At 53.8% G+C, this 14,850-nt stretch carries 4 protein-coding genes; all 4 read right to left on the bottom strand.

The window, feature by feature from the left end:
- Nucleotides 1-38: 38 nt before the first annotated feature.
- The 4 genes from AR333_RS15480 to AR333_RS15465 all read right to left on the bottom strand — a co-directional run bounded on the left by AR333_RS15480 (nt 39) and on the right by AR333_RS15465 (nt 14,835).
- Nucleotides 39-743 (bottom strand): thioesterase II family protein, encoded by a 705-nt coding sequence (locus AR333_RS15480; protein ID WP_068776276.1) that lies wholly within the window; start codon nt 741-743, stop codon nt 39-41.
- Nucleotides 744-1,011: 268 nt separating this feature from the next.
- Nucleotides 1,012-2,286 carry a diaminobutyrate--2-oxoglutarate transaminase gene (gene ectB / locus AR333_RS15475; protein WP_068776275.1) on the bottom strand — a complete coding sequence of 425 codons (1,275 nt, stop codon included), beginning with the start codon at nt 2,284-2,286 and terminating at the stop codon, nt 1,012-1,014.
- A gap of 44 nt (nt 2,287-2,330) precedes the next feature.
- Complete coding sequence (locus AR333_RS15470; RefSeq protein WP_068776274.1) at nt 2,331-3,623, bottom strand: MFS transporter; 1,293 nt, start codon at nt 3,621-3,623, stop codon at nt 2,331-2,333.
- Nucleotides 3,624-3,819: 196 nt separating this feature from the next.
- Nucleotides 3,820-14,835, bottom strand: coding sequence for a non-ribosomal peptide synthetase (locus AR333_RS15465; protein WP_068776273.1), 11,016 nt, complete (start codon nt 14,833-14,835; stop codon nt 3,820-3,822).
- Nucleotides 14,836-14,850 lie beyond the last annotated feature (15 nt).

Here is a 14,850-nt window from a genome sequence, read left to right as displayed (position 1 = left end):
GACTCTGTACTCTTCTATTGCTAACATTCTCCAGGGTTTCACCCCACCGGCTGCAGCAGCTCCGTCCGAACGATCTCAAGAATCTCCCGGGTTCGGTCCCGGATAAAAAAATGCCCGCCTTCTAACGGATACATGCTGCAATTCTGCCGCGTAAGCTTGTAATAACCCCCGAGGTCCCCCGTGGTCAGTTCATCTTCTGTTCCATAAATGACCGAGATATTAAGAGCAAGAGGCGCCGGATTATCGGCATACCGGTGGGTATTGACCGCTTTGAGGTCCGAACGGATTATCGGCAGGAAAATGTCCATCAGATCCTTATTTTCACTGACCTCATCCGTAAGGCCGCCCAGATCAATGAGCTGGCGGACCAGATCCGGGTCAGACTGTTCATGGTTAATTCGGCAGCTTCGCTCCACGTTAGGGGGGAGCGCTCCGGAGAAGAAGACATGCCTGGGAGGCTTCTGTCCTCTCTTGATTAACCGATGAGCCGCTTCAAATGCCAGGTGCGATCCCAAGCTGTGTCCAAAAAGGGCATACGGTACCGCATCTTGCAGGGAGCGTTCAATGGTATTTACGACATCCTCCGAGAGCTCGTCCATGTCATCCAGCAATGGACTGTTGAATCTCCGTCCCCTGCCGGGAAGCTCCACCGGCTCAATTTGCAGCTGAGGCGAAGCTTCCTTGATCCACGGGGTAAAAATCGTGGCGGAGGCTCCTGAGTAAGGCATACAGAACAGCTTCATTCACTCCACTCCTTCTATATTAATAGAACGAAAACCTTTTCTAGCCGAAGCTGCCGGACTAAATCACGATCCGGAAGATTGCCGCTTCGATAGTGCTTCAAGCCCGCTCTCAGTCGCTTGACTGAAGAGACCGCAGATATCGCTTAGAATGCTCAGAGAGCAGACTGCGGCATTTGCCGCAATCTGCTCGATTTCTTACCGCTCTTTTGTAAGGATTACCGCTCGTGTTTATCGTATTTATCATGTCGCTCTTGTTGTTCTTCCTGACTTAATTGGCAACGAGATTATAGGCGCCGAGCACTGTCTTCATACCTGCGAGGATAATTTCGCACCCCTCTTTAAGCGCGGCCGGACTAATCATCAGCGGAGGCATGATTTTGATTACCGTGTCGTTTCTGCCCGCTCTTTCGATAATAAGCCCATTCTCAAAGCACAGCTTGGCAATCTTCCGCGGCGCCTCCGGATCGGGTACTCCCGCCATGTCGATGCCCCAAATGAGACCGATTCCCCTCATGGTAAGAGCGGGGTGAAGCGGCATGATCTCCTGCTCCAGGAACTGCCGGATGTAGGCCTCCTTATGCATGACTTGCTCCTCAAGGAGAGATTCCCTCCGGTACTCGAGTGCGGCCTTAGCCGCTACAAATGCGAGCTGATTGCCGCGGAAAGTCCCGTTATGCTCACCCGGGGCCCATTGATCAAGCTCCGGCTTCAGCAAGAGCAGAGACATCGGCAGGCCGTATCCGCTGATTGATTTGGACAGGACGACCATGTCCGGTGTAATTCCCGCTCTCTCGAAAGAGAAGAACGGGCCGGTTCTTCCGCAGCCTACCTGAATATCATCGGCAATAAGCAGAATTCCGTGCTCGGTGCATAAGTTCCTCAGTCTTCTGAGCCATTCTACACCGGCTACGTTGATTCCTCCTTCTGCCTGGACCGTTTCGAGAATAACGGCAGCCGGCGTGTCTATCCCGGAATGCGTATCGCGGAGAACCTGCTCCAGGTACCAGATCGTGTCCAGCTCAGCGAAGGGGCCGCCATCGTACGGGAAGAACGTGGCGTTGCCCAGGGGCAGCCCGGCCCCAGCCCGGCTTTCCTTGTTGCTGGTGACCGCCAGGCTTCCCATGGACATGCCGTGGAAGCTTCCCATGAAGGTAAACACGCCGGTCCGGCCGGTAACTTTACGAGCCAGCTTCAGAGCCGCTTCAACCGCATTCGTTCCGGTCGGTCCGCAGAACTGCAGCTTGTAATCAAGCTCGCGGGGCTTCAGGATAAGACTGGAGAAGGACTGGATGAAATCCTCCTTCGCCTTCGTATACATATCCAGCCCATGCATGATACGGTCCGATTTTAAGTAATCAATGATTTTTTCCTTAATAAACTCATTGTTGTGCCCGTAATTCAAAGCCCCCGCTCCCGCAAAAAAATCAAGATACTCACGGCCGTTATCCGCATACAGATACTCGTCCTTCGCCTTATCGAACACAACCGGAAAACTTCTGCAATAGGACCTCACATTTGATTCCAACTCTTCAAAAATACTCATCTCAATTGCCTCCCCATGCTCCGAATTTGGACTTGCACGAACGATTAAGCCTCTATGGTTTTGGTCTTGGTTGTTCCTGTGACGTCATCCGGTTCCGGTTCAAGATCCTGCTTGAAGAATTCCCTGAGATCTTTGTTCCGGTGAGCAATGGTGCCTACAATAAAGAGAAGAAGTCCCGATCCGATCACGATAAAGGAGAAGTTAATCAAATCAATCAGGACACCGTAAATCCACATCCCGACAGGTACGGCCAAAGTCGTCACCGTTCCTACCACTCCGAAGAAACTCGCCCTGATTTTCTCCGGAATATACAGCTGTGCATACGAGGTCATCGGAATGTTCCCCATAGCCAGGAAAATCCCCGTGAAGGCCAGCAGCAGCATATACCCGAAAGTCAGGCCCCACTTGGCCTCAAGGCCGATAAACGGCAATTTCGGAAAGATCCATAAGGTGAACATGAGAGCCTGCAGCTGAATAAGGACAAAAATTTTGTTGATAAAGAACGCATGGACCCTTTTCATAGCAATGGTAATGGCCCCCACAATAAACCCGACCGCCAAAGCCGCTTCAATCAGAGAAAGCTGCTCCGCGGACATCTGGAACTGTTTGTAAATAATATAGGGCAGCACAAGGGAAATCGCCGGACCGATTACAAAATTCGTAGCCAGGAAAACAAACAGGATATTTTTGATGGCGGCCCGGTCCCGGATATACGTCCGGATTTCCCGGAGGCTTTCGAAATACGGCTTGTGCTTTTCTGCGGGCGTGCTTCTCGGTCTGAATTTCAGAAAAAGAATGAGAATTCCGGAGACGATAAAAGAAATGCCGTCGATCAGGAAAATCATGTGAAATCCGATCATGCTGTACGCGATCGCCCCGACAACCGGTCCGAAAATACTTAATAGAGCATTGATGCCCTGATGGCTGGAATTCATCGCATTAACGCGGTCTTTTGAAACCAGATCGGGGATACAGGCGTTCACAGCCAGAGAGAAGAAAGCCTGGATCGTCGAAAGCGCGATTGCATATAGAATCAGTGTAAAGATGTTCTCCGGATAGTAGCTGAAAATGACCATACAGATCAGAATCATGATCCCGCTGGCAAAGTCGCTTATGACCATCACTTTCTTCTTATTGCTCCGGTCGACATACACCCCTGCAAAAATATTAACCAGTATGCCGGGGAGGAACGTAAAGCCGAGCACGGTCGCAAACAAGCTGGCGGAACCTGTAATATCCAGAACGTAGAGGCTGAGGGCGAATTTGAAAACGGCAGTCCCCAGCTCGGAAATCAGACGGCTTATGCTGAACAGAATAATGTTAGAGGTATCTCTCATGTTCTACACCTTTCTGCCTGCCTGATAAAAAATCATGCGGCATGGATCGGTTTATATACATATCAAGCGACTGGCGGAACAGCTTGCCCTAGCTTTTGCTGCGCCGCCTGAACAGATAGCACACTCACACACATAAATCTAGAAGCGCTTCCTGCAAGGGATTACCTGCCGGTATTTGCCCCTGCAGCCTTCTCTGCTATTCGGCCGTGCTGAGAGCGAACAGATAGCTGCGGGAAACTTGCTCGAGCAGACTCCTGACTTTCTCCTGATTCTCCAGGTAAGGAAGAACGATCGTCAGCGAGATCTTGCCTTTACTGTGCCAGACCATGCAGACCACGCGGTCCTTCTCGTCGCAGTTTACCCCTCCAAGATCCAGCCCGCTTACCGTGTCTTCCAGCTCTGGCATTTCCCCCAGATAGTTGACGTTCAGCGGGAATTTCTCGAAGGCCGCTTTCAGAAGCAGCTGGGTTTGTCCGAATGCTTCCGACATGGCGCCGTTATACATCAGATTGGCATAGTTGATATTTTGTCTGGACGCTTTATCGAGTCGGAACTTGATATCTTTCACCGAGTAGGAGATGTCATCGGCCGCATTCAGAAGCACCGGAATGTAATCAATGCATTCCCCGACGGTTTCAAAGAACGACTCATTTCCATATTTCCTGCCATAATTGGTCAGCCAGACAGGTAAGTGACGGACACCGAAGTATTCGCTGAAAAAGTCACGGGTTATTCCAATCGCCACTTTCCACAGCTCTTCCGCATCGCCTCCTGCCGCTTGACCGGCATCCTTCTCGAAGTTGACGACCGTATAACCACTGCTGTCAAAATGGCGGGAGAACTGGTAAAGCTTCTCCGTTTGCAATTGGAAGCTTTCCAGAGCAAGACTGGAAACAAGCTCCTCATCCGTCGTTTCGGACGGACCTTTCGATATCTGCGCGATATAATCCTGGTAAGTGTGTCCCTTCTCTTCTTGAGGCTGTTCCCCATTCTCGAACTGCTCATAGAGACGCCGCACTTTATTCTGAATAATTTCCCCGCTCATATAATCAAATCCGGCGTGGGAGAACGGCAGCAGCAGGGTGTATTCTTTCAAATTTTCTTTCACCAGAAGGATTCGGTACATCAAGGAGCCCACAAGATCATGCGTACGGATGAAGAAATTCTCCATCACAGCTTGCAGCACCTGTCTCCGGGTATCCGCTCCAAAACCCGAGAGATCCAGGTAAGGCAGGGTGATCGACTCCGGTTCGTCCAGAAGCATCCAACTGCCCTGCTCCCCTTCCTCCGTCAGAACACTTCTCATCACTTCCTGCGTACAGATGAGGTGATGAATAACGCCGCGGAGAAGGTCCGTATCGACATAGTGATCGAAGCTGATATGCGTCCCGGAGATGTCCTTGTGCGCCAGATGGTAACGTTGTGAAGGAGAAATCCCGTAGTGAGTCACGATCTCTCCACCCGTGATCCCTTCAGCAAACTGGGTCTGGCTCTCGTCGATTTGCGCCAGAATTCCGGCGATTCCCGCTTCCTCCGGCTCCTGGAGCGCCGTCAGCGCCTTAAACTGCTCTGCGCTGATCTGCGGGCCCGATTCCGGCTGAATCCCACTCACAATGTAATGAGGCTGAATCTCGGCTCCGATGTTCGCGGCAATCAACTGCTCGGCCTGCCTGCGGATGCTTTCATCCAGTTCCTCAACAGACAGCAGGTCATATCGTCTCGACCCGGAGTAATAGTGCAGATACCGGACAGGTTTGCCCAGACGCCCGGTGAGGAATTGGGCTGCCTCGGCCTTCTGTCTGATCTTCTGCACCTGATCGACTGCCGACCTGCTGATCAGGGCAGCCATATCCGCCGGTGTCTGATGCGTAAAGACATCCTGGATGGAGACCGGCCAGCCAAGCTCTGCGAATCTGGCAATCAGGCGGATCGCTTTGAGCGAGTGGCCGCCAAGCTCGAAGAAATTGGCCCTTACGCTAATACGCTCTATGCCGAGCAGTTCGCTGTATATATCCGCAATGGTTCTTTCCGTGCGGTTTCTCGGCGCCGTATATCCACTCTCGTTCCATTCGCCTTGCTGCGGTTCGGGAAGCGCCTTTTTATCCACTTTGCCATTCTGGGTAAGCGGAAGCTTCTCCATGAAGAGGAAGACGGCCGGGATCATATAATCCGGCAGCTGCCCGGCTAAATAATCCTTCAACTCCCGGTCAGTTACGGCCCGCTCCGACACAACATAAGCGCACAGGAACTTGTTCTGGTCCCCCTGCTCTTTGATTAGAACAGCCGCTTCCTTCACGGCTTCATGGCGTAAGATCTGGGTTTCAATTTCTCCGATTTCGATGCGGAAGCCGCGGATTTTCACCTGGTTGTCTATACGGCCAAGATACTCGATAGCCCCACCCGGAAGCCATCTAGCCAGGTCTCCTGTCCCGTACAGCTGTTCACCTGGCGCGAACGGATTCGGGATGAATTTCTCCGCCGTCAGCTCCGGCTTGTTGATATACCCTCGTGCCACGCCGTCTCCGCCGACCCACAGTTCACCCGGTACTCCGATTGGATTCAGCTTGCCGTGCGCGTTCAGGATGTACGCCGTAGAGTTGCTGATCGGGTATCCGATCGGAATATTGTCCGGGTAATCCTCGTTAATCTCGAAACAGCAGGAGAACGTCGTGTTCTCCGTAGGCCCGTAGCCGTTAACAACGGTTAGCTTCGGACAAATACGGCGGACGGTGTTAATCCGCACGGGGGACAACGCATCTCCGCCTACGATCAGATAGCGCAGCGGACGGAACATGTCCGGCTTCTGCTGGGACAACTGGTTGAACAGCGGCGAAGTCAGCCACATCATCGTGATGCCATATTCTTTGATGGCTTCACCCAGCTTGTAGGGATCCAGCAGTGTGAACTTATCCACTACATACAGCTCCGAGCCGTTCAACAGAGCACCCCAAATTTCAAAAACACTTACATCGAACACTTGGGCTGCCGTCTGCAGAATCTTATCCTCCGGCTTGAACTCTACATAGTTTGTATTGCGCACCAGCCTCACAATACCTCTGTGCTCTACCATCACTCCCTTGGGCTTGCCGGTAGAACCCGATGTATACATCACATAGGCCAGATCCGAAGACGTATTCCAGTCCGGGAGATCCTTCTCCCCTCCCCGGTAAGTTGCTTCATCCTCCAGAGCCATCGCCTTCATGCCCGCAGGCACTTTATCTTCGTAGATCGTCTGATACAGCACAATTTGAGCGCCGCTGTCTTCCAGCACATAATCCAGCCGGTCCTGAGGATACTCCGGATCGATAGGAAGGTAAGCCCCTCCTGCCTTCATGACACCCAGCATTCCGATTACCATATCGGAGGAACGGTCACCCACAATGGCTACCACGCTCCCGCTCCGCACGCCGTTATCCCGCAGAACAGCCGCCAGCCGATTGGTCTTCTCACTCAACTCCCGGTAAGTAAGCGTAGTTTCCTTATATACCAGAGCCGTGCTGTCAGGCGTGCGGGCTGCCTGTTCCCTGAACAGCTCCGGTAAGGTCGCATTCTCGGGATAACTGGCCTTCGTGTCGTTGAAATCCGTCAGGAGAACCTTTTCCTCGTTCTCCGTCAGCATGTTGATATCGGCAAGGCGGATATCCGGATTTGTTGTCACGGTCTGAAGAATTCTCGTGAGGTGATGAAGCAGACGCTCCATCGTTCCCTTCCGGAACAGTTTCGCCGCATATTCGACACTCAGTGTAAAGCCCTCCGCGTCCTCATAAACCGAGACGGTCATATCAAATTTGGAGACAGTCGATTCAAATGAATACGGCGTTACATGCAGGCCCTCCATTTCCATGTCTCCGATGTCGATGTTCTGTACTTCCAGCATCACATCAAAAAGCGGATTGCGGCTGAGATCACGTTTGAGCTTCAGCTTGTCCACCAGTTCTTCGTATTGGAAGTCCTGGTTCTCAAAAGCACTTAACGTACGATCCTTCACCTCATCCAGGAAATCCCGGAACGTCTTAGTGCTTGCAGGATAATTCCGCAAGGCAAGCGTATTGACGAACATCCCGATCACCTGCTCCAGCTCTGCCTGCGGCCTGCCGGCAACAGGAGACCCTACGATGATATCTTCCTGACCGCTATATTTGGAGAGCAGCACATTGTATGCGGTCAACATGAGCATGTACAGTGTGCAGCGCGTCTCAGAGACGAGCTGCTTAACAGCGGCGCCTGCGCTTCCCTCCAAGCGGATGGAAAGACTCTCTCCCTCGAAACTCTGGGTCTTGGGCCGCGGATCATCCGTCGGAAGGTTCAACACGGGAATCTCACCCTCAAACTGCCGCTTCCAGAACTGCTCCTGCAGCTCCAGACTGCCGTCCTGCAGCTGCCTTGCCTGCCATCCCGCGTAATCCTTGTAGGTAAGCGTCAGCTCGGGGAGCTGCTCTCCGCGGTAAAGCCGGTTAAATTCACTCACCAGCAGTCCTACCGAGGCTCCATCGGACACAATATGATGCATATCAATCAGAAGCAGATGCTTGCCGCCGCTGACTCTGATGAGAGAAACCCGGAACAGCGGAGCCTGGCTCAACTGAAACGGAGTCACGAAATTCACGACAGCCTGTTCAATCTCCCTCTCCGATCCGGTTTCCAGCTCACTAAATTGAACAGCGAAAGGAACTTGCTGGTGAATGATTTGAACGGGTTCCCCCTCTTCCAGACGGAAGGATGTCCGCAAGGATTCATGCCGCTGTACTAAGGTATGGAACGCTTCCTTCAGCCTGCTTAAATCGAGTTCGCCGCTGAGTGTGAGAATCGTAGGCATGTTGTACGCGATGCCGGCTTCATCAAGCGAGTTTAGGATCAACAACCGTTTCTGCCCGGAAGAGACCGGATAGAAATCCGCTTCCTGCAATCTTTCCACGGGTGCATATCCATGCCCCGCCGAAGCGGCAGCTTCAATCTTGTCCGCCATTTCCCCGAGCAGCGGGGACTGGAATACTTCTCTAAGCGGCAGGCTGGTCTGGAATTCCCGGCTAATTCCGGCGATCAGAGAGGCGGCTTTGAGCGAATGGCCGCCGAGATCGAAGAAGTTATCGTACACGCCGATGCGCTCCAGTCCCAAGACGTGCTGCCAGACGGCCGCAAGCTTCCGCTCAGTCTCCGTACGGGGAGCCAGATACTCCGCTCCACTGTGAAGAAGTGTATTCGGCTCCGGCAGAGCCTTGCGGTCCGGCTTGCCGTTGGGCGTCAGCGGCATGCGGTCCAGCCCGATGAAGAAGGACGGGATCATATAGTCGGGCAGCGATTTCGCCAGATATGAACGCAGGACCGAAGGTGTCCAATCCGCTCCGGACACGACATAGGCACATAAGTAGTCTTGATGAAAGCTGTCCTTGCGGGCGAGAATCAGAACTTCTTCGACCGCTTCATGCCGCAGAAGCTGCGCTTCAATCTCGCCGGTTTCAATACGGAAGCCGCGGATTTTGACCTGATGGTCGGACCTGCCCAGGTACTCGATGCTGCCGTCCCGGCTCCAGCGTGCAAGATCCCCGGTCCGGTACATGCGCTCACCCGGATAGAACAGATCCGGGACGAACTTCTCGGCGGTCAGCGTCTCGTTGCCGCGGTAACCGCGGGCAAGTCCGTCTCCCGCGAGACAGAGCTCGCCGGTAACGCCGATCGGCACCGGCCGGTTGCCCGCGTCCACGATGTAGACGCGGGTGTTCACAATCGGCTTGCCGATCGGAATCGGCCCCTCCGGCAGCCGCCCATCCTGCGGAGCCTCCCAGATCGTTGCGCAAATGGTCGACTCAGTCGGGCCGTAGGCATTGATGTACGATAGCCTGCGGCTCCACTCCTGTACCAGATCGCGGTTCGTTTCGGAGCCGGCTGTAATGAGCTTTCTCAAAGAAGGCATTGCCTCCGGGTCCAGATGTACCACGTACGTAGGCGGAAGCGTAGCAACCGTAATGCCGCTGCCGGCCACAAACTTCTGGAACAGTGGAATATCCTGGATCGTATCCTGCGGAACCAGATGCAAAGACGCGCCGGTCAGCAAGGCCATGAACATCTCCCAGGCAGACGCATCGAAAGACAAGCTCGCAAATTGCACGATGCGGTCTTCCGGCAGGATGCCGAGCTGCTCCCGGAAGAACACCTGCAGGTTGAGAATCCCTTGATGCTCCAACATGACGCCTTTGGGAACTCCGGTCGAACCGGAAGTATAGATCAGATAAGCGAGATCTTGACTCGAACCGAGCGGCGGCAGGTTGCTCGCGTCCTCAGCCCCATGACCGTCATTAGCGCCGGCGGTCCCGGCTGGACCCGTGAGCGCATCAAGCTCCAGGATGAGCGTGCTTGACTGCGCCAGCGCCGTCCACTCCCGTGCCTGCTGGGCCAACTCCGCCGGGCAGAGCACCAGTTCCGCTCCGCTGTCCCGGAGCATATGGGCGATCCGGTCGACCGGATAGGACGGGTCAATCGGCAGATAGGCTCCCCCTGCCTTAAGAATCGCCAGGATGGCGATTATGGTTCCGGCGGTGCGTTCACCTGTGATTGCCGCTACGGTACCCGGCCGGACGCCCCGCTCTCTGAGCACGCGGGCCTGTCTGTTCGCGAGGCGGTTCAGCTCCCCGTAAGTAAGCTGTGCTCCTCCGCTTACAACCGCTGGCGCATCCGGGGATTTTGCCGCCTGTTCCTCGAACAGTCCGGGAATCGTCCGGTTTCGATCGTACTCGGCTGCACTGCGGTTGAAGGCAAATACGATTTCATCCTGCTCATCCGCCGTCAGCAGATCGATATCCCCCAGCTTGACGGACGGATCTGCGGTGACTTCTTCAAGAACCCGGACATAGTGTCCGATCAATCTTTTAACCGTGTCGGGACGAAACAGCTTAGCTGCATATTCCGTATCAAGCTCGGCACCTTCCGCATCTTCGATGACGGTAAGGGTAAGTTCAAATTTAGACACTTTCGCTTCCAGGTCGAAGGGTTTTAATTCAAGGCCTTCAAGCCGGATGTCCCCAGATTCCAGATTTTGTACAACCAGCATCGTATCGAATAAAGGGTTGCGTCCCAAATCCCGCGGAATATCCAGCAGCTCGATGAGTTCATCGAACGGATAATCCTGATTCTGAAAAGCCCCCAAGGTGCTTGTTTTGACCTCTTGGAGGTAGTCTCTGAAATTCTTGCCCGCTGCCGGGTAACTACGCATCGCCAGCGTATTCACGAACATTCCGATAACCGGTTCCAGATCCGAATGAGGGCGCCCCGCTGCCGGAGACCCGACGATGATATCTTCTTGTCCGGTATATTTGGAGAGCACAATTCCATAAGCAGCCAGCATAACCATATAGAAGGTCGTACCGGTCTCAGCGGCAAGCTGATGCAGCCGCTTGAGCAGTTCAGGCGCAAGCCTCACCGATAAGCTGTCTCCTTCAAAGCTGCGGATCTGTGTCCGGGGGCCGTCCGCCGGGAGGTTCAGCACCGGAAGCTCGCCTTGGAACCGCTCCAGCCAGTACTCCTCCTGCTTCTTCAGAATTCCGTCCTTCGCGAGTTTATGATGCCAGACCGCGTAATCTTTGTACTGAATGCTCAGCTCAGGCAGAGATCGGCCTGCATACAGCGCATTCCATTCATCTACCAGGATGGAGACGGAGGAACCGTCTGCAATCAGGTGATGGAAATCAAGCAGCAGCACATGTTCACGCTCCGCGATCTGAACAAGACCCGCGCGGAAAAGTGGCGCCTTGCTTATGTTAAACGGGGTCACAAAGTTCTCCAGCACTCCCGCAAGCCCGGATTCATCCGTCCGTCCCATGAAGCTGACTGCAAATTCGACCTCGTCCTTAATTTTCTGGACAGGCTCCGCGTCTACAAGTTCGAACGAAGTTCGGAATGCTTCGTGCCGGTTAACAAGCGTCTGGAACACCCGGTTAAGACGCTCCACATCCAGCTCTCCGCTGATCCGGATGGCCGATGGCGTGTTGTAAACCGTACTATGCTCTTCCAGCTGTTCCAGAATAAAGAGTCTTCTCTGTGGCGGCGAAACCGGATAATACTCGGCCCGGTGCACCCGTTCAATGGAAGCATAACCCTGCTGCATTTCTGTACCGCCGCTGATCATCCGTGCCATCTCTCCGAGTAACGGGGACTCGAATACACCCGTCAGAGGCAGATCACTCTGGAATGCTTTTCGAACGGCCGAAACGAGCTTCACCGCATGCAGGGAGTGGCCCCCCAGCTCGAAAAAGTGACTGTTCACCCCAATGCCGCTTACATCCAGACCGAGAATCTCATGCCAGATTACAGCCAGTTTGTGTTCAGCCTCACTGCGCGGGGCCACATAATCTGCCCCCGGGCCTGCGGCTTGATCCGGTTCCGGCAGCGCCTTGCGGTCTACTTTGCCATGCGGTGTCAACGGCAGCTTATCCAGCACAACAAAATGTGCCGGGACCATATACTCAGGCAGCTCTGCAGCCAGTCTGGCCTTGAGCTCACGAGTCGTCATCCCGCTGTTCAGCACGAGATATGCACACAGGAACTTGTCTCCGAGTGAATTGGCGCAAGCCGTAACGACGGCCTCCCGGGTTTCCTTCTGCTTCAGAAGAAGGGACTCGATTTCACCCAGTTCGATCCGGTAGCCCCTGATTTTCACTTGCTGGTCCACACGTCCCAAGAACTCCAGATTCCCGTCCGGCAGCCAGCTCACAAGATCGCCGGTTCGGTACATCCGCTCACCCGGTTTGAACGGATCGGCCGTGAATTTCTCCTCCGTCAGCTCCGGGCTGTTCCTGTACCCACGGGCCACACTTGCTCCCGCCAGCCATAACTCGCCGGGCACACCGGCCGGAAGCAGACGTTTGCGGGCATCCAGGACGTAAGCTCTAACATTGTCAATAGGTTTGCCGATCGGAATATTTGGATATTCATCAACCACTTCAAACGAAGTGGAACAAACCGTATTCTCCGTCGGGCCGTAATTGTTGTAAAGTTTATATGGAGTCTTCCGGTAGAAATTCAATTTGTCTCCACCCGTAATAAGGCGGGTCAGCGAACGATTCTCCAGACGCATAAATTGCTCGGCAATCGCTGCCGGGAACGAAGTGATCGTGATTCCGTTCTCTTCGTAGTAAGCATTGAGCCGCTGCACATCCAGACGGATCTCATCCGGGATAATATACAGCGCACTGCCTGCAATCAGACAGGGAAAGATTTCACTGACCGAAGCATCGAATCCGAAGCCCAAATATTTGGTGCAGCGGTCCAGCTCGCTGAGACCATAGTATGACTTGTGCCAAAGAGACATGTTAACGAGAGTATGATGCTCAATCATGACGCCTTTGGGCTTACCTGTAGATCCGGATGTGTAGATCACATAAGCCAGATGGCCGGGCCCAGCTGCGCGCAGCGGATTGGATGAATGCGTGCCCAGAACAGGCACCAGACTGTCTGAATCCAGCGTCGGCACCTGCAGGTTCATCCCACGTCCGCGTACATGCTGACGGCGGGTGAGCAAGATAGCGGCTCCGCTGTCCTGGAGCATATAGCTGATGCGCTCTGCCGGATACTCGGGATCTACCGGGAGATAAGCCGCCCCGGCCTTCAGAACAGCCAGCACCCCCACGATCATGCCGATGGAGTGCTCCAGCATGATGGCGACAGTCTTCTCAGGACCGACTCCCTGCTCACGAAGATAAGCGGCCATCCCGTTCGCCTGTTCGTTCAGCTCCCGGTAAGTAAGGCTCTCCCCCTTGAAGACAACAGCCGTATTGCCGGGGATTTCTTCCACTTTGGCCTCGAATAAATCCAGTACTGTCGTATCCGCTGGAAGGGAAACTTCCTTCCCGTTGAAATTTTCCAGCAGGTGTTTCTTCTCGGCAGGTGTGAGGATTTCGATATCCTTCAGCTCCAGGGAGGCATTCCCGGCGACAGCGCGCAGCACATTCAGATAATGCCCCGCAATACGGGAAACCCACTCTTCGTCATAGACACAGGTGTTGTATTTGAATAAAACTTCTAAACCTCTGCTTTGTGTCAGAATGACATTGAAGTCATAATTGGACTGCTCGTAGTCTTCGATCTCGGTCATCCGGAATTCTTCCGTATAGAGAGATTCCGCCGATTCATCACTGACCGGATAATTCTGAAAGCCGTACAAGTGGTCAATCAGACCCTGCTTCATTACCGAAAGAGCCTGCACTTCCGCCAGCGGAAAATAGTCATACTCCTTGGTTTCACCGGAAGCCGCCTGAACCTGCCGGATCAGCTCCGCAAAAGTCTGCTCTTCCCGGAAGCGGATGCGGGTCGGAATCGTATTGATAAACAACCCGACCATGCTGTCGATCCCTTCCACCTCCGCCGGTCGTCCCGATGAAACCGTCCCGAAGACGACATCATCCGATCCGCTATAACGTCCCAGGAGCACGCCCCAGGCCGTTTGCAGCACCGTATTCAGGGTCACTTGGTTCTCGGTTGCGGTTCGTTCAAGCAAGATCGCTGTCTCTTCGGGGATGGCAAATACGTCATCCCGCTGCGTATAGCCGTTCTCTTTGAGATTGCCTTTGTTCCCGGGCAAAGCAGATTTGGTCTCGAAGCCCGCCAGGTATTCTTTCCAGAAAGCCCGGGCTTCCTCCTGATCCTGTTCATCCAGCCACTTGATGTAATTCGCATAGGGAGCCGCATCCGTCAGCGTCAGCGTTACGGGCAGACCTTGTCTCAGTTCCCGGTACGTGTCAAACAGCTCATCGACAATCGTCTTCAGGCACCAGCCGTCCATCAGAATATGATGGTAGCTCCAGTTCAGCGTGTATGCTTCGCTGCCGGTCTTCCAGACAGCCAGCCTGAGCAGCAGATCCTTCGCCAGGTGAAAGCCACGCTTCTTGTCCTCCCGGATATGCTCCCCGATCAGCTGCTTACGGGCCTGTTCGTCCTGCCCGCTGATATCTTCATAAGCAATCGTGATCGGCCGCTCCTTGAACACGACTTGCTTCGGTCTTTTTACATTTTCATGAAGAAAATTGGTTCTCAGAATCTCGTATTTACCAATGAGCAAATTGAAACTCTGCTGCAGCACGGCTACATCCAGAGTACCTGTCACCTCACAGGTAAACTGTTCGAAGTAGGCCTGGGAATCCTTATTCAACAAATGATGGAACAGCATACCTTCCTGCATCGGGCTTAAATTGTAAATGGCCTGAATCGCCATGGTCCGTTCCAAATGGTTTCCCCCTTA

Source organism: Paenibacillus sp. FJAT-26967 (genome assembly GCF_001541095.1).
Classification (GTDB): domain Bacteria; phylum Bacillota; class Bacilli; order Paenibacillales; family NBRC-103111; genus Paenibacillus_F.
Note: the sequence above shows the minus strand (reverse complement) of the source record. Positions and strands in the feature narration are given on the sequence as shown.